15 protein-coding genes are annotated in these 16,559 nt (G+C 43.5%); 4 read left to right on the top strand and 11 right to left on the bottom strand.

Annotated elements, in window-relative coordinates; genetic code table 11:
- Positions 1 to 1,863, bottom strand: coding sequence for a methyl-accepting chemotaxis protein (locus K0I73_RS04620; protein WP_220063352.1), 1,863 nt, complete (start codon positions 1,861 to 1,863; stop codon positions 1 to 3).
- A 1,162-nt stretch (positions 1,864 to 3,025) separates the two neighbouring features.
- On the opposite strand from K0I73_RS04620, the gene K0I73_RS04615 reads away from it, so the two are divergent.
- The 3 genes from K0I73_RS04615 to K0I73_RS04605 are packed head-to-tail and all read left to right on the top strand — an operon-like array spanning position 3,026 to position 4,982.
- On the top strand, positions 3,026 to 3,526 hold the full coding sequence (locus K0I73_RS04615) for an RNA polymerase sigma factor (protein ID WP_220064264.1): 501 nt from the start codon (positions 3,026 to 3,028) through the stop codon (positions 3,524 to 3,526).
- Positions 3,526 to 4,041, top strand: a complete 516-nt coding sequence (locus K0I73_RS04610; protein WP_220063351.1) for a hypothetical protein — start codon at positions 3,526 to 3,528, stop codon at positions 4,039 to 4,041. The genes K0I73_RS04615 and K0I73_RS04610 overlap by 1 nt, the downstream gene beginning before the upstream one ends.
- Positions 4,038 to 4,982: a DUF4097 family beta strand repeat-containing protein gene (locus K0I73_RS04605; protein ID WP_220063350.1), complete on the top strand. Its 945-nt coding sequence runs from the start codon at positions 4,038 to 4,040 to the stop codon at positions 4,980 to 4,982. The genes K0I73_RS04610 and K0I73_RS04605 overlap by 4 nt, the downstream gene beginning before the upstream one ends.
- 112 nt (positions 4,983 to 5,094) lie before the next feature.
- Here K0I73_RS04605 and K0I73_RS04600 read toward each other — a convergent pair whose 3' ends face one another.
- From K0I73_RS04600 to K0I73_RS04575, 6 genes are all read right to left on the bottom strand, one after another.
- Complete coding sequence (locus K0I73_RS04600) at positions 5,095 to 5,328, bottom strand: hypothetical protein (RefSeq protein WP_220063349.1); 234 nt, start codon at positions 5,326 to 5,328, stop codon at positions 5,095 to 5,097.
- 317 nt (positions 5,329 to 5,645) lie between these two features.
- Positions 5,646 to 7,334, bottom strand: a complete 1,689-nt coding sequence (locus K0I73_RS04595; protein WP_220063348.1) for an NAD-dependent malic enzyme — start codon at positions 7,332 to 7,334, stop codon at positions 5,646 to 5,648.
- A 199-nt stretch (positions 7,335 to 7,533) separates the two neighbouring features.
- Positions 7,534 to 7,998: a YehS family protein gene (locus K0I73_RS04590; protein ID WP_220063347.1), complete on the bottom strand. Its 465-nt coding sequence runs from the start codon at positions 7,996 to 7,998 to the stop codon at positions 7,534 to 7,536.
- A gap of 79 nt (positions 7,999 to 8,077) precedes the next feature.
- On the bottom strand, positions 8,078 to 9,235 hold the full coding sequence (locus tag K0I73_RS04585) for a serine hydrolase domain-containing protein (RefSeq protein WP_220063346.1): 1,158 nt from the start codon (positions 9,233 to 9,235) through the stop codon (positions 8,078 to 8,080).
- Positions 9,236 to 9,320: 85 nt separating this feature from the next.
- Positions 9,321 to 10,595, bottom strand: coding sequence for an Nramp family divalent metal transporter (locus tag K0I73_RS04580; protein ID WP_220063345.1), 1,275 nt, complete (start codon positions 10,593 to 10,595; stop codon positions 9,321 to 9,323).
- The gene (locus K0I73_RS04575; RefSeq protein WP_220063344.1) at positions 10,589 to 11,149 is read right to left on the bottom strand and encodes a PH domain-containing protein; all 561 of its coding nucleotides are present in this window, start codon (positions 11,147 to 11,149) and stop codon (positions 10,589 to 10,591) included. The genes K0I73_RS04580 and K0I73_RS04575 overlap by 7 nt, the downstream gene beginning before the upstream one ends.
- A gap of 245 nt (positions 11,150 to 11,394) precedes the next feature.
- On the opposite strand from K0I73_RS04575, the gene K0I73_RS04570 reads away from it, so the two are divergent.
- Entirely contained in the window at positions 11,395 to 12,030 is a 636-nt protein-coding gene (locus K0I73_RS04570; RefSeq protein WP_220063343.1) for a glutathione S-transferase family protein, read from the top strand.
- 192 nt (positions 12,031 to 12,222) lie between these two features.
- Here K0I73_RS04570 and K0I73_RS04565 read toward each other — a convergent pair whose 3' ends face one another.
- From K0I73_RS04565 to K0I73_RS04550, 4 genes are all read right to left on the bottom strand, one after another.
- Positions 12,223 to 12,723 carry a DUF4447 family protein gene (locus K0I73_RS04565; protein ID WP_220063342.1) on the bottom strand — a complete coding sequence of 167 codons (501 nt, stop codon included), beginning with the start codon at positions 12,721 to 12,723 and terminating at the stop codon, positions 12,223 to 12,225.
- Between the two features lie 47 nt (positions 12,724 to 12,770).
- Entirely contained in the window at positions 12,771 to 13,172 is a 402-nt protein-coding gene (locus K0I73_RS04560) for an SMI1/KNR4 family protein (protein ID WP_220063341.1), read from the bottom strand.
- A gap of 108 nt (positions 13,173 to 13,280) precedes the next feature.
- Entirely contained in the window at positions 13,281 to 14,060 is a 780-nt protein-coding gene (locus K0I73_RS04555; RefSeq protein ID WP_220063340.1) for a RelA/SpoT domain-containing protein, read from the bottom strand.
- A gap of 164 nt (positions 14,061 to 14,224) precedes the next feature.
- A complete protein-coding gene (locus tag K0I73_RS04550) occupies positions 14,225 to 16,309 on the bottom strand; it encodes a M13 family metallopeptidase (RefSeq protein WP_220063339.1) in 2,085 nt (694 codons plus the stop codon).
- Positions 16,310 to 16,559 lie beyond the last annotated feature (250 nt).

The following is a 16,559-nucleotide window of genomic DNA, read 5'->3' as shown; positions in this document are numbered from 1 at the left end:
CTAAATCTTAAATAGACTGACAGCCTGAAGCAAAGATTCGGTTCGCGCTTTGACTTCATCTGACGCCGATGCATTCTCATCTGCAGCGGTCGCAGATTCCGCAGCTATATCACGAATAATCACGACATTTTTATTGACCTCTGATGCCACCATACTTTGTTCTTCAATCGCAGCGGCTATCTGAGTACTCATGTCCATGATATTAGTGACATCTGAGTTAATCTGCTCTAACAAGGCCCCAGCGCTGGCTGCCTGCTCGGCACTTTCACCACCCTGCTTTTGAGTTGACTCCATCAGCTGAACGATTGAACGCGTGCGAGATTGTAGCGTTTGAATAATACCCGCAATCTCTTCGGTCGACTCTTGGGTGCGCATCGCGAGACTTCTCACTTCATCAGCAACCACGGCAAAGCCTCTGCCCTGCTCCCCAGCCCTTGCTGCTTCTATCGCCGCATTAAGCGCAAGTAAGTTAGTCTGCTCAGCAATGCCACGAATGACATCGAGTACGCTGCCTATGGTTTCACTGTCTTTTTCTAAATCGGCAGCCACATTAGCAGAATGATTCAGCTCTTCAGCTAATGCTTGAATTTTTTCAATGGTTTGCACTACACCAACCTGCCCTTTCTGAGCATTGTCATGGGTATTGCTAGCACGTTCTGCTGCAAGTTCCGTATTACTGGCAATCTCATCAATGGTTGCCCCCATCTCTGTAATGGCAGTAGCAACCATATCGGTTTCATTGAGCTGACGCGCCACCCCTTCAGAAGCTCGTATTGAGTTTGCCGATAACTCGTGACAAGAATGGTTAACCACATCAACCGATTCTAATACTTGCTTAATCAATTGCTGAAAAGATGACACCATGCCATTAAAATGGGTGGCAATTTGACCAATTTCATCGTCTACTCTTGTGTCACAGCGCAAGGAGAGATCTTTTGTCTGCTCAATAGCGGATATCACACTACTGATCCTTTGCACTGGCTCCATAATGCTGCGAATAATTACCAGAGTAAAACTGATCAAAACAACCGTTATCAATACAAAAATGGCAATACTAATTGTCACCGCACTGCTTTCAGCACTATGAATCGCCTCTAATGCCTGCTCTTTTAAAGTCGCTAATCCTTTTTCTGCATCGGCGACACTGGCTCTCAGCGCTGCCATTTGTCCCTCATTCTCCGTTAAGCCGAGTTCCTGCTCTTTAGTTACCAAAGCTTTAAAATCAGCACCATAAGCATCAATCAAACGACCAAGTTCTGACTTTACATTACTGTTTAGGAGTGACGAATCAACTTGTTGTCTGAGGATTGCGATATTGCTATCAAACTTGTCTAAATAGCTCAAGCTACGGCGTAACATAAAATCCTTTTCATTGCGCCTTAGTTGTAACATGGTCACTAGCAGTTCGGGCTCATTGTTCTCCTTCACTAAGGTTTCAACATTATGCACAGCTCCACGTAATCGACCATAGAGTCCATCTTTAGGGTTAAGCCCTACCTGTTGCTGCAATTTAACCAGATCAACAAATACAGTTTCATATCGCTCAATACTTTGCTTAAAGGAATCTAACGCATTGGTCGGAATATCATAAGCCAGAAATATCTCATCGAGCGTTCTGATAGTTGAATCTAATTCTCTGGCATTAAGCTTATGTTTATCAAGATAATTAATATCTAAACGGGCAAAAAAATCCTTTTCATCTTTCCGCAAACTCAAAACATCCTTTTCAAGTTCAATTACTTTTTGGGCTGCGTGAGACAAATCGTCCAATGTCGCGGCCGAATGTCTCTGCAAACCAAACATCGCAATCACTGAGCAAATAGAAACTGCAGCACTTACGAGTAATTTATGGCGTATGAGCATAGAAAGAAAATCCTTACGTTGTTTATTATTCCTGAGTGACTTCATCCTCGGATGGGATTCACCGATATCAGCTTAACCACTTCAAGAGTTAATTATAGTCATTATCGGCAACTCACTCGTATTACTGATATATTTTAATGCCGAACAGCATTAAATATCGTCAAGACACCAACAGGTAAGACCTAAAAATAGAGATATCACTCAGGAGTTGATTTCAACCCAAGACGTTATTGCATAAAATATTCACACAAGGCTTGTTATGGGAACTGGAGAGTGAGCGACCTTTATGGCTTTAGCCCATGCTTCCGTGCGTCCAATTGAGAAAGTCACGTGCTGGGGACAAAACCACGAAAAATCAGAATGCATTGTCGCAGCAATAAAAAATCACGCCCAGATCTTCAAGTGGAAACGTGTACAAGTCTGCTGAGTTCGGTCAACGATGCCGATATCATTAGTTGCGCCACTGGCTCACCAACTGCGCTTTCCCTATCAATGGGGTAACGGAGGGAACCCATATCGATTTAGTCGGGAATCACAATCAAGACAGGCGAAAATGTGACAGCGACTTAATAACTCTATCTGCGGTTTATGTCGATTCTAAGATTAATGTACTCGCCGAAGCTTGGGGGAGCTGCTCACTCCTGTAAAAGAGGACGTTTTTAGCTTAGATATGATCAAAGATGAATTAGCTGAATTATGCAGCGGCAAAATACTTGGCAGAAGGTCCGCGAAGCGAACTCCCCTATTCAAAACAGTTGGCAGCCACTCGCCGATCTTGTTGGGGCGCAATTGGTATTTGAAAGACACCAACATTGAAACGTTAAACAATTTTTCCGCCTATCCCTCGGCTAATATTGATACTCATAAACAAATTTAACCCGTTCAATCATTTGGTTTGAAAGGCCAAATCATATAAGTTGTGCTTAATTAGGGAGAATTTATGGTATTCAAGGTTCTCGGTTAACGATTAGGTCGATAAAGTTCTCCTTATAACTCGATTCTTAAGGTTTTTTCACCGAGTGATGTCGCGTTTCACAATATAGGTAAAAAAATACCCATTCGCTTTAAACCTTTTATCAACTTGGACGTGTCTAATAGATATTAAATCGCAAACAGGGAATAAGCGTTGAGCGCATTGCAGCCTTCGGATACACCACAGCAGATGTCAGAAGCATCGCTAATTGACCGCGCAAAGCAGGGCGATAAGGTGGCGTTTCACGAGCTTTATCAACTTCATCATCGCCGCGTCTACGCCCTGTGCTTTCGTCTTGCTGGCCAAACCGACCTAGCAGAAGAAGCCACTCAAGAAACCTTTATTCGCTTATGGCAAAAGCTGCCACTGTTTGATGCTAGTAGTCAGTTTAGCACTTGGCTCCACAGGTTAAGCGTAAATCAAGCGCTAACCACAATCAAAAAACAGAAAAGCTTTTGGGCGAGATTATTACCCGCAGATCAGCTTAGTGAAGCCTGTGGCACCGAACTGCACTACGAAGTGATCGACAAACTATTATTGCAGTTACCAGAACGAGCCAGAATAGTATTTGTGCTGTTTGCGTTAGAAGGTTATCAGCATGAAGAAATAGCTAGGCAACTCAACATCGCTGCGGGCACAAGTAAAGCCCAATATCACCGAGCAAAGAAATTGTTGCAGGAGATGATTTGATGACAACCCACGACAACCAACTTGATACCCTTATCGCTAATGCCTCGAGAGAGCTCACTCCAGCCCATGATCTTTGGCCTCAAATAGAGCACAGATTAGAGACACCTATAACCAATCAAAACCGTTATTGGCGACCAGTTGCCATCGCCAGTTTACTGTTACTTTCAATGATTGCGGGACAACAATATGTAACATCAAATCTCATGGCGCCAGAGCTAACTCCCTTGCTAACATCCCTTGAATCAATCAGGGCTCAGCATCAGCAACAGGTTCTTGAATTACAAAATCAAGTACAAAAGGTGAATTGGCAAAGTAGCCAATACGGCCAACCAGTAGAGCAAGGCGTCGAGCAACTAAAAGCGGCAGCCGAGCAAATTTACCGAACATTACAGCTTAACCCAACCGATAAACAACTATGGCAACTGTGGCTTTGGACTCAGGAACGGGAAATAGATCTGCTCAGGCAAGGACAACGATTGCCTATAAACCAAAAAAATAGGGACGAAATAATATGAAGATCAACTATAAATTAGCCATTATCCCGATGTTGATGATGAGCCCAGTTTTACTTGCCGCGCAAAGCGTCGATAAGAAAATAACCACCGAGAGTAACCCGAAACTTAATCTCCAAGTTCATCGGGGTGACGTGCAAATTACTCCGTGGGAGAACAATGAAATCCAGGTGACAGGTACACTCGACGAACTCAGTGAAGGGTTAATAGTCGAGAAAAAAGGCAACATAATCAGTATTGAGGATAAAATGCCACGGCGCTATTCAGGCAATAACAAGGATGGCTCAAAGTTAACTATTATGGTGCCAAGAGAACTAAATTTATCTGCAGAAGGCGTATCGACGAGCTATCACGTTAACGACCTCAATGGTGACATTAATATTCAATCCGTTAGCGGAAACATTAAGGCGACAAATCTCGCGAATGAGGTAACCATATATACGGTCTCTGGCGATATACAAAGTAACACATCTAAGGGCAAATTATCGCTTGAAACAGTATCAGGTAACATCAAGGACAATCAGAGTATCGGCAACGTCAGTTACAAATTGGTTAGCGGCCAACTCACTGCAAATAGTAAGGCTGATGAAGTTGCTATTGAGATCGTGTCTGGCGACGCCAACCTAACACTAGAGGATATCAGTCATATTAAGAGCCAAAGTGTCAGTGGTGATGTAACACTCTCTATGCAATCTATAACAAGCAAAGCCAGCTTAAGCAGTGTCAGCGGCGATATCAACCTAACCTTGCCAGACAACAGTGATGCTAGTTTTGAGATCGATGGGGGGCCAGGTGGAAAAATCCAAAACTCATTAACAGACGATAAACCCTACAAACAGAAATACTCTCCGAACAGTACACTTAACTTTCAACTATCTAATGGTAACGCCGATATCAAAATGAGTACTATCAGTGGTAGCGTCAGGTTAAAAAAGTCGAGTTAACCTAACACTTGTAAGCGTCGCTGAAAGCCGATTTTTCATTGAAAATAAAAAAGCCACCTCCTACAGGTGGCTTATTCTAAAATGGCCAAATCAGGTCTTCAATGAAATCGACTTACTTTTCCATCCCGTGACAATCTGCACATTCAGTAATAGTTAATTCTGGTGTATGAATTTCCATATCTACTGTGTGCGCGTCAGCCATACCATGGCAATCATTACAAGTTGCCAAGGTTGCGGCAGCTTCCTGATGAACTGCTAGGTCGACTTTTTCGTGACAATCGGTGCAATCAACGGCTGCAACCGAAGCGGCAAATAATAGTGATGATAAAAGCGCAATATACTTCATGATAACTCCCAATTATTAGGCTTATAACCTAAAAAATAAGCCTCCAGCATGACGACTTACAGACGATTTTTCCTTGTATTTCATCGCTATGATAAAGGGCAGATATAAGGTTTAGGCCTACCTTTACCCACTGAGATTAATTCAAACTTAAAATAGCTAGCTATTGTTCTGGAATGACGAGCACTTCAAAAGCCTCTGATTAACTTTGTGATCTAACGCAAGATTAAATTCGATTAACCATCTGAGTTTATTTGCAATCTAATGCCATAAAAAAAGCTGCCATCGGCAGCTTTTTAGGTTTAGACCAACAAAAATGTCTAGAAAGAGGTACGCTTATAGCGACGATACTCAGCAGTCCAGAAATTGTCTTCAATAGCTTGTAGCAGTAACTCATCGCTGCACGGCAGTGCATGACCTTGCTCCACAGCAACTTTGGCAACGGCAAACGCAATATGCTTACTAACGTGATGAATATTTTCGAGTGCGGGTAATAACGAACCTTCGCCTTCGATTGCCAGTGGCGAACACTCGGCTAAGGCTCTGCTCGATGCCATCAGCATCTCATTGCTGACACGTTTAGCCCCAGAGGCTAATACCCCAAGACCAATGCCGGGGAAGATATAGCTATTATTGCACTGGGCAATCTCAAATGTTTTGTCTTCAATGACCACAGGTTCGAACGGACTACCTGTAGCGACTAAGGCTTCACCATTAGTCCAGTGCAAGATATCCTTTGGCGTCGCCTCTACACGGCTGGTCGGATTCGACAATGGAAAGATAATTGGCCGCGCACAATGATTATGCATCGCCTTAATTATCTCTTCACTAAACAAACCTGGCGCCCCAGAGACACCGATAAGTACCGTTGGCTTACCGTTATGCATGACATCCAATAATGAGATGTTTTCATTATCGGTATGCCAACCATCAACTTCAGCCGCTTTTTGAGCTAGATTCTGTTGAAACGGCAACAGGTTAGGCATGTTATCTTGCAGCAATCCCCAACGGTCAACCATAAACACTTGCTGACGCGCTTGCGCATCGCTGATCCCTTCTGACACCATCTGCGCCACAATGGCTTCTGCAATACCACAACCCGCACTGCCCGCCCCTAAAAAAGCAATACGCTGTTTAGATAGCTGAGTCTTGGCCGCTTTACTGGCTGCCAGTAAAGATCCCACTGTCACTGCGGCTGTACCTTGGATATCGTCATTAAAACAACAATATTGGTCTTTATAACGTTCAAGCAAAGGCATGGCATTCTTCTGCGCAAAATCCTCAAACTGGATCAAGGCATCAGGCCAGCGTCGATGTACCGCCTGCATAAAGGCTTCGACAAACTCGGTATATTCTTCACCGCCGATACGCTGATTACGCCAGCCCATGTACATGGGATCTTCAAGCAAGTGCGGATTATCTGTGCCGACATCGAGGGTGATAGGCAACGTATAAGCAGGACTTATGCCGCCACAACTTGTGTATAGCGATAGCTTACCAATCGGAATTCCCATACCACCAATACCTTGGTCGCCAAGGCCCAGAATACGCTCGCCATCGGTAACCACAATAATCTTCACTTTCTGGCGTGTTGAATTATTTAGGATGTCATCGATACGATCTTTATTGGGATAGGAGATAAACAGTCCGCGGTTACGGCGGTAGTTCTTCGAGAAACGCTCACAAGCTAGACCCACGGTTGGGGTGTAGATAATAGGCATCATCTCAGTAATATGATTTTGCAACAGACGATAATACAGAGTCTCGTTAGTATCTTGAATGTTTCTAAGATAGATATGCCTATCGAGATCATTACTAAAATTTTTGTATTGATCGTAAGCACGAGAGGCTTGCTCTTCGATAGTCTCAATCACATGAGGCAAGAGACCTTCAAGGTTAAAAAAGATCCGCTCCTCTTCGGTAAATGCACTGCCTTTGTTGATTAACGGCGCTTCGAGGATCGCGGGTCCGGCAAAAGGAAGATATAGCGGGCGTTTATTATCGTCCATTGGTAACCTTTCTGTATTTGTAATAGTGAAGTTGCGGTCGTATGATTCTGCCAAGATTACCACAAAGTGTGATCTTTGTTGCCTTTTCGACGATCATTTTTTGATTATTTTTTATTAAAGCCAGCGTTTAAAACGCAATGATTTTAAGGCATAAAAAAGCACAGCCTTAGCTGTGCTTCAAACTCAAATATGTTTGAGCCTATTTGCCACGATATTTAAGTGACAAGCCTGTCAAAAAGTTACGCAGAACCTGATCACCACATTCTTTAAAATGTTTATGGCCAGGCTTTCTAAATAGCGCACCTAATTCAGACTTGCTCATATTGAAATCCGCCAGTGCTAGGGCGCTAATGATATCCTCTTCACGCATTTCAAGCGCCACTCTAAGCTTCTTGAAAATAAGGTTGTTGTTTAACTGCGCGATAGGCTCAGGAATTTCAGCTCCCTCTTTTAAGCCACGCTTTTCGATAATTAAGCCATCGAGAAAACGACAAAGCATCTTGTCATTACAAGGTTGATAACCCTCTTCAGCTTCTTTCTTAAGCATATTGAGGAGTTCTTCTTGTGTTACCTCGTGTTTAACTTTGGCAAAAATTTTTATCATTTTGGCATTTTGGTAGTCAAACACAAAACGTAAGCGGCGTAATATATCGTTGTTAATCATACTTAGTTGTCTTTACCTTTAGGATTGCGCGGCTGCGCCATCATCATTGCGCAACATTATAGCCGAATTTTCATTTTACTCAGGGTTTATTTTCAGCAAGCTGCGCCAGTATCAAGTGTTGGCGCAGTATTCCTCTTAACTTATCTTGCAGGCCAAAGACCTTATCCATATCATCTAAAGGCCAAGAGCTATTTTCCAACAAGACAAAATAGGTATCGTTTTGAGGATAACTTAAGCTTAACGATTGAAACCCTGGTAGGTATCCCGAGTGGCTATATTCGACCAGCTGTTGCTGATTAATCTGCACTCCATAACCATAATAGAGCTCACTCCAACGATGATTACGCTTAATCACAGGAGTCACCATAGCGTGATATAAGGCTTTAGGTAGCAGTAATCCACCATGTAACGCTCGTAAATATTGAGCTAACCCCTTAGTAGAGCCTAGCAAGCCACCACCGGGTAATAGATCTGCAGTGATCTCGTAATCAACCATCTCGTAATTACCCATTTGATTGCCAACCGCACCGGACGAGCCATGAGGTCGCATCTCTAACCCTTGAATATCTTTATACAGGCTCGCGGCTTTCGCCTTTGTCGGACCCATTTGTGCCAATATCCCATTAATTCCCTTGTCCAACAAAAACTGATTAACGATCGCGTTGAACGGCCGCTGATACTGAATTTCCAGCACCTTTGCCAACATCTCATAGCCAAAATTCGAATATTGAAATTGGCTACCTGGCATAAATCGGTTGTCTTTGCCTATTGGGGCGATCCCAGATGTGTGGCTAAGTAACTGCTTAATGGTGATATTGGGGTCGTATAAAGGCGCACTAGCCGACTTTAAATAGTGATTAAGCGTCTGTTCCAGTGAGATCTTACCCTTATCGACGGCATCCAAGACGACTGCCGCCGTGATCATCTTTGACTGGGAAGCGAGTAAAAAATAACTATCACTATCTGGTTGTTCCATCCCCTCAAATCCATGTTTGTATTGGTAAACAACCTCGCCATCTTGTACCAGTAACATCACCCCATAAAAAGGCCGCTCGTTAGCCAAGATGCTATTGTCGAACGCCTCAGCTAAAGAGGTCAGATCAGAGTTTTTTATATCAGTGGAGGCCTGTGGGCGCTCGCTAGCGGCAGAGATATGACTCGTTACCATCATCATTAACAGAGTAATAAACAGCAGCGCACCAATAAACGAATTGGCGCGGTAGATATATTGAATCAAGTAAACATCCTTATTAAAAAGATAACGGTTTAGAAGATGAACTCCATCAAGCCATTTAAATCGAATGACTTTAAATCGCCTGACTTTAAATCGATAATTTCCAATAGATAAATAGCATGCCGAACCCTAACAAATAAAGCATTCCCAACCAAGATAGTAGGCGCATTTTAACGCCATAACGATCGTCAACCGCCAACCTGTCACTGGTCATTAAGCGATAATTAAGCCATGCAAATAAAATGGTTGTCATGAAGGCTAGGGTCATTACAAACTGCAATAACGGCAGTAAGGCGCCTTTAAAAAACAAAATAATACCCAGTCCCAACAGACTTACACCAAGCATAATTACGGTTAACCCACGCTCATTACCACTTTCTGCTTTTTGGGTTAACAGCTGCCAACTCAATGCCAGTGTGCGGCTATAACCATCGATAACCGTCACCGTAGTGCTAAAAATACACAGCAGCGCCACAATACCGATTAAGTAACGAGTTTCACCACCTAATACCTGACTGTAAAGGGTGATCAATTGATCGGCAAACTTAGCACCAGAAGGAGAAAAGTGCTCACCACTGCCATGCATGACTAACGCACCTAAGGATAAAAACACCACAGCCAGCACAGCGGTAGTCAGGTAACCCAGATTAAAATCAAATAATGCCTGCGCCTTAGTCACCACTTGCTGCTTCTGTTTCTCAATTAACCACAATGAGTTCCATGCGCTGACCTCTATCGGTGCAGGCATCCAACCCATCATGGCGACTAAAAAGCCGACGTGCGCCCAATCCCAAGGAGAGGGAGAAACAAAACCTTCAGCCATAATAGGTTCAGCATTAAATGCAAGTGCGGCGGCGGTTAATGTGGTCATAGTCAGCACCAACATAATCACCTTAGTGACTCTATCCAGCAGCTGATAATGACCCAATATCAACATTAATAGACTCGATACCAATACGATTAACGCTAATATATCGATGGATAGCGGAATAAAAAGCGTCAACATGGCCGCGCTCAGCATGGCGACCCCTGCGGTACTGGCAACAGCCGCAATACTGTTTAACACGCTAAATAGCAGTAGATAACCTCTTCCCTGCTTTTGATAACCATGCAATAAACTCTCACCAGTGGCTGCGGTGTAACGAGCCCCAGCGGCAAAAAATGGATATTTAAGTAAGTTAACAGCAAGGATAACCCAAGCTAACTGCCAGCCAAATTCCGCCCCCGCTCGGGTCGAAGCAACCAGATGGGATGCGCCTATTGCCGCCGCAGCCATAAGCAGACCTGGCCCAGTGGCTTTTAACACGCGATTAATACGTACCATGGGATCTCGCGTCGCCAAAGTTTGTGCTCTATTTAACATTCATCGTTTCCTTTAACTTGTTCCAATTTGGCGAACATAGTTTCAATACGGCCTAAGGAAGCTGCAATATCACGCAAACAAATTAAGGCTTCATCCTGATCATTATTGGGCACAGTCTCAGAACCACGCTTACGCTCTTCCAGTATGCTCTTTTGACGTAGAACATTCGCGCGAAACGACTCAACCTCATCGATACCAAGTAAATTAATTAATGCACCAGAACCCGATTGTCCTGCGGTCTCTACGGTCAACTTATGTAAACCAAAGAATCGCATTATTGGGTCTTGAATCAATGCCATATCGGTGATTTTATCCAGCGGCACCGTATTCTCGGTGCGAGTAAAAATCCCCTTTCGGACAATCAACTTTTGCGCTGTTAATTCGGCACTCATATTATCGATATAGCGCTGAGTTGCCCATAAACCGATCGGAAACCAAATAAGTAATAGTGGGATCCCTACTACAGTGACACATATCAGAACAGTGCCAGCAGCCAACCAATACCGCTGTAGATTCTGCTTAAAGTTTGCTGTTAACAGTATGTCATCTTCCATTTACATTCCCTCTATCCCATTAATCCGCAGCGACGAAGCATCTAACTTACCATACAGATTAATCAATCAAAATCATTAGCTTGTCAACTAATGCATCCTAGCTTGCTCCCTTACAATATTTAAATAGTACAACAGTCTATCGGCAACAATCACAGCATAAAATGAATGAGATGGCGTAATAGCTTTTTACTATTCTCATCCTATCGAATATCTTAAAACAACTTCGAGATAATAAGGGCAAAACAATGATCACTTTATATGGTACGCCAAGAAGTCGCGCGCTGCGTGTATCTTGGTTGTTAGAAGAGCTAGACATAGATTGGACCTTTTCATTTATCAACTTTTCAAAAGGCGACAATCGCAGCGACAGCTTTTTAGCACTTAATCCGAGCGGTAAAATCCCGGTCATAACAGACGAGGATTTAGTCCTTACCGAGTCCGCCGCCATCTGCCAATATTTGGCGGAAAAATATGGTAACGGCCGATTTTTACCCACACCAGGTACCGCGAGCGCGGGACACTACCATCAATGGGTAAGCTTCATTATTTGCGAATTAGAACAGCCGTTGTGGACCATGGGTAAACACAAATTTGCACTGCCTGATGAGCAGCGTCAGCCAAATATCTTACCTGTTGCTAAATGGGAGTTTGATAAGGCGGCAACCCTCGCAGAAGCAATGATGCCAGACACGCACTATTTGCTGGGTGATGAGCTCTCGGTCGCCGATATTCTGTTAGCGCATACACTGATGTGGGCAACGGTATTTGAGCAAACGCTGCCACCCAAACTGACCGCTTTTAGAGACAGACTACAGATGCGTCCAGCGCTTGCAAAGGCACTGGCCAAGACAGAAGCTATCGCAGCGAAAGATGGGGCATAGCCAGCACGACACCTTCATTGCGGTGGCGGTCGATAGCGACTTGCCACTGCTCATACACTGATTATCAGAGATGATGCTAAAAACGAACACTATCACTCGGGGATACAGTCCTAGATTTTCCAGTTTTCATATGACAAAAAAGGAAGCCGTAGACTTCCTTTTTATTGATAGATAGATTGAATTATCTCGGCATTAAAGCTGAGTCGCCGCCCATTTTGCGCGGCTTTCGCGGCTCTCTTTTAACCCAGACGTTTCACGGTACGCTTTATAGGCTTCAACATCTAACGCTACTAAGGTGACATCTACTTCGAGCACTAATTTACACTCTTTCTTAATCCGCCATGCGGCAGTGTTGTACAACTCGGTTAAGGGTAACGCGCTCAAGAACTCTGGGTTATAAGCGGTGTAAATTGCTTGAGTCGGGTAAACAACAAAGCTCAGGGTACGCTTGGGCTCTTTGCTAAATAACTCTTCAATACCATCACAGGTATTAAGTACTTGCATCTCAATCGTTTCATCTAGCTCGAGTAGCTTCTTTGCTGCCAGCCCTGATACCTCAGCTTCGCCCGCTTCCCAAGCAAGAACTTGTTCTTCACTCGCTTTTGACAGCTCAGCAACTTGCGCTGCGCTTAAACCTAATGAGTGGCGAAGATATTTAATTTCAATCGCATTTAATTCTGCTTTCTTTGACATTGTATTTTCCAAAATCGAGATTAATTCTTATGATTTAACGCTTATCTTTAGGCGTTGATCCAGACCTCTTCAGCCCATTGCCAGAATGACTCCCAGCACTCTTCATCAAGCTCATCGTCACGCCATAGCATTACCTGACCTTCTTGGTCGATACAGTAAAAACTATCCCCTTGCTGACAAATAGCAATGTACTCTCTTGGCATGCCGATTGACCAAGCATAAGAGGTCACTTCCGGCAGATAAGTGTGTGAATGGGGGTCACTGGCGGTTACAGGCTCAAGCGTGCCATGAACAACATCACTGGCGTATAACAAATACTCTTTCAGCTCTGATGGAAGACCGATGAGGATCTGTTCTTCGACTTCTACAAGTTGTTCAAACGTTGGTAGTTCTAATGGCACAGGAACGGTTTCACTTAAATCCTGTAGCTGCTCAATAAGATCGTGCATCTGTAATTCGCTAATTATCGGGCTAATGGCGGCAAGTATAATCGCTTTGGATTGAATTTGTTAATCCAATTTGAACGTCCATGTAAACCAAGAGCCCAGTGTCAAAAATTAGGCCGCGATTAAACTCGCATTATCCAAGCGTTTATAGTTAAGCCATGCTTTATGATAAAGCTTGTGCGATTGCTGGCGCAATTGGGTAATTTTTGCCACCTCAATGTCACTAAGATGCCTATCTTGTTGTTTGGCAATCGCTTCTATAGCTTGCACCGCTTCATAAACTTGATGCTCTTCACCATTTTTAATCTCAGAAATAGCCTTAAGATGAAGCTGAACTTCGACAATCATTCCTGTTTGCGGTAGTTTTACTAATAGGTTTAAATCGCGGTATCCAGAGGCTTTAGGTGCAGCAAAACGGTTCTTCACTTGAACAATTTTAGCCTGCTGACTGAGGTCTTCATATGCGGTCATCAGATTATGAATATCATCAGCCACTAAGCTGGCTCTAGCCAAATCTGTGATTTGACTCGCATCACCATCGAATTTGGATTCGACCTTTTGTGCTGCTCGCTGATAACTTTTAATTTCTGGCACGATAAGCTCGCAATGCTCAGCACCATTAAGCGAGGCGAGCAATTGGCTTAACTCAGACTGTGCATCATTGGCCTGAGAATAAAGCTTATCTAAATTACTACTGGTTTGGCGAACGGGCGAAGATGCAGTGGTGGAGATGGCGATAAGGCCATCGAGGTTTTTTGAAAAAGATTGCTTAAATGCGAAATTGCTACGGGATTCAGTTCTTTCCGCCTGGGCATCATAACTCGTCGCGAAGCTACTGCGGGTCGACAGCAATAACAAAAAGATAAAAAAGGTGCGAAATAATCTATTCATAACCATCCTCGGTAACATCCCTAACCTTATGCTTCTAATCTAGCCCCTCATCACTTAACCAACCCTGAATAGAAAGTGAAACATTGTTCATCTAAAACCCTTGATAACAGCCCATAAAAAAAGAGCGCAACTTGCGCTCTTTTTATAATAAAATCAAAATCTTTTTACCAAATTTTCACGCGTTTCTCAGGTGCGATATACATAGCATCGCCCTCTTTCACGTCAAACGTAGTGTAAAACTCTGGCATATTGGATAATGCACCCAATGAACGGAATTTCGCAGGCGAATGTGGGTCAGTCGCCACGCGGTTACGCATTGATTCCTCTTTGATCTTAGCGCGCCAGATCTGAGTAAAGCCGATGAAGAAACGCTCATCACCAGTAAGACCGTCGATAACCGGTGCTTCTTTGCCATTGAGTGACATCTTATAAGCTTTGTAAGCAATCGTCACACCAGAAAGATCGCCGATGTTTTCGCCAAGCGTCAGCTCACCGTTAACGTTTAAGTCATCAAATACAGCATAGTTATTATACTGTTCAACCAAAGCCTTACCACGTACAGCGAACTCTTTTAAGTCTTGTTCAGTCCACCAATCACGCATATTGCCTTCGCCGTCAAACTTAGCGCCTTGGTCATCGAAACCGTGGCCCATTTCGTGACCAATCACGGCACCAATACCGCCGTAATTGACTGCATCATCAGCCTCCATGTTAAAGAACGGAGGTTGCAAGATAGCCGCTGGGAATACAATTTCATTCATGGTTGGGTTGTAATAAGCATTCACCGTCTGTGGTGTCATATGCCATTCCCACTTACGAATTGGCGAGCCTAGTTTTTCAAGCTCTTTCTCATGACTAAGTTCACTAGCACGAATACTATTACCCACTAGATCGTCACCCTTGATGGTCAATTTGCTGTAATCTTCCCAGCGATCTGGATAACCGATTTTTGGATCGAACTTAGCAAGCTTATCTTTAGCTGCCACTTTAGTATCAGGGCTCATCCACGACAGGTTTTCGATACTCTCGCCATAAGCACCGCGAAGGTTCTCAACCAATGCCTGCATACGCTTTTTAGCTTCAGGAGTAAAATGACGCTTAACATAAACCTTACCAACCACTTCACCCAATACAGAGTTCACCGCGCCCACGCCACGCTTCCAACGAGGTTGTTGCTCGGCTTGACCATTTAGCGTCTTAGAGAAAAACTCAAAGTTCTCTCTGTCTAAATCGGCACTTAAATTGCCAGCGAAGTGAGTCAGCGTCTGCCAAGTCATGTAAGTTTGCCAAGTTGATAGATCATTGGCTTTAAGAACTTCGTTAAAACCTTCTATGAAGCTAGGTTGGTTAACGATAATGTCGGTCTGCTTATCTGCACCTAACACCTTAAGGTAGCCATTCCAGTTAACATCTGGGGCCAATGTTGCAAGATCCGCAACTGGATATAGATTATAAGTCTTAGTGCTGTCACGGGTTTCTACAACATCCCAGTGACGGCTAGCAATCGCAGTTTCTAAGGCGAGTATCTGCTCTGCGCTTGCCTTAGGATTGGCAAGCCCAGCAAGCGTAAACATCTTCTCGATATGCTCAACGAATGCTTTGCGAATATTAACGAAACGCTCTGCGTCGTTAAAATAGTAATCTTTCTCAGGTAAACTTAAGCCATACTGCCAAAGATGAGTCGCATAACGGCTCGAGTTTTTAGCATCGATATCGATATAGAATGCCAGTGGCGTACCACCACCTATCACTTGGCTGTGAGCAAAATACTCAACTAACTCATCTTTATTTTTAAGCGCTGCAATTTTGTCTAACTCGCCTTGAATTGGCTTAATACCTAGGCTGTTTAGGGTATCTGTATCCATAAATGAACGATACAGGTCGGCGACCTTTTGTTCATCACTACCAGGAGTTAGGTTAGGTGTGGCTGCAACTTCTTCAATAATGGCTTTAACATCATCACGTGACTTTTCACGTAAGTCATAGAATGCGCCAGTACTGGTGCGATCGCCTGGGATCTCGGTGTTTTTAACCCAAGTACCGTTAATATATGAATAAAAATCGTCTTGTGGGCGAATTGACTTATCAAAGTTAGCAAAGTCGATGCCTGAATTCAGTGCTTTTTCTACAGCCACAGCGGCTTCTGATTTAACGGTTTCTGGCGCGTTAACTTCAGCTTGATCACTGTTACAAGCGCTAAGCCCCACAATAAGAGAGGCGCATAAGCCCCCAACAAGAACTTTCTTCATGTTAATTCCTTTTTGATGCTTATTTAATTTATTGTTTTATGCAGCAGCATTACTGAGATCGCAAAGCCAAAGTGGTGCTAAAACGGTTTTAAGATACGTATGTTAATAGCTTTACACCAATGTGAACAAGTTTCCCGTGCAATTGATCGCAATAATTACCCGCTTCATATGTAAGTAAAGGTTTCCTAACCCACGCCCCATCAAAAAAGGCGTATTCAAGCCGCGGTAAATGACTCAATATAAAACCCTA

Source organism: Shewanella mesophila (genome assembly GCF_019457515.1).
In the GTDB taxonomy this organism is placed as follows: domain Bacteria; phylum Pseudomonadota; class Gammaproteobacteria; order Enterobacterales; family Shewanellaceae; genus Shewanella; species Shewanella mesophila.
The sequence above is the reverse complement of the archived record's forward strand: the minus strand, read 5'-3'. Positions and strand labels throughout refer to the sequence as shown.

Coding starts and splice junctions, on each gene's coding strand:
- K0I73_RS04620 (WP_220063352.1), bottom strand. CDS start 1,863: ATGCTCATACGCCATAAATTACTCGTAAGTGCTGCAGTTTCTATTTGC.
- K0I73_RS04615 (WP_220064264.1), top strand. CDS start 3,026: ATGTCAGAAGCATCGCTAATTGACCGCGCAAAGCAGGGCGATAAGGTG.
- K0I73_RS04610 (WP_220063351.1), top strand. CDS start 3,526: ATGACAACCCACGACAACCAACTTGATACCCTTATCGCTAATGCCTCG.
- K0I73_RS04605 (WP_220063350.1), top strand. CDS start 4,038: ATGAAGATCAACTATAAATTAGCCATTATCCCGATGTTGATGATGAGC.
- K0I73_RS04600 (WP_220063349.1), bottom strand. CDS start 5,328: ATGAAGTATATTGCGCTTTTATCATCACTATTATTTGCCGCTTCGGTT.
- K0I73_RS04595 (WP_220063348.1), bottom strand. CDS start 7,334: ATGGACGATAATAAACGCCCGCTATATCTTCCTTTTGCCGGACCCGCG.
- K0I73_RS04590 (WP_220063347.1), bottom strand. CDS start 7,998: ATGATTAACAACGATATATTACGCCGCTTACGTTTTGTGTTTGACTAC.
- K0I73_RS04580 (WP_220063345.1), bottom strand. CDS start 10,595: ATGTTAAATAGAGCACAAACTTTGGCGACGCGAGATCCCATGGTACGT.
- K0I73_RS04575 (WP_220063344.1), bottom strand. CDS start 11,149: ATGGAAGATGACATACTGTTAACAGCAAACTTTAAGCAGAATCTACAG.
- K0I73_RS04570 (WP_220063343.1), top strand. CDS start 11,395: ATGATCACTTTATATGGTACGCCAAGAAGTCGCGCGCTGCGTGTATCT.
- K0I73_RS04565 (WP_220063342.1), bottom strand. CDS start 12,723: ATGTCAAAGAAAGCAGAATTAAATGCGATTGAAATTAAATATCTTCGC.
- K0I73_RS04560 (WP_220063341.1), bottom strand. CDS start 13,172: ATGCACGATCTTATTGAGCAGCTACAGGATTTAAGTGAAACCGTTCCT.
- K0I73_RS04555 (WP_220063340.1), bottom strand. CDS start 14,060: ATGAATAGATTATTTCGCACCTTTTTTATCTTTTTGTTATTGCTGTCG.
- K0I73_RS04550 (WP_220063339.1), bottom strand. CDS start 16,309: ATGAAGAAAGTTCTTGTTGGGGGCTTATGCGCCTCTCTTATTGTGGGG.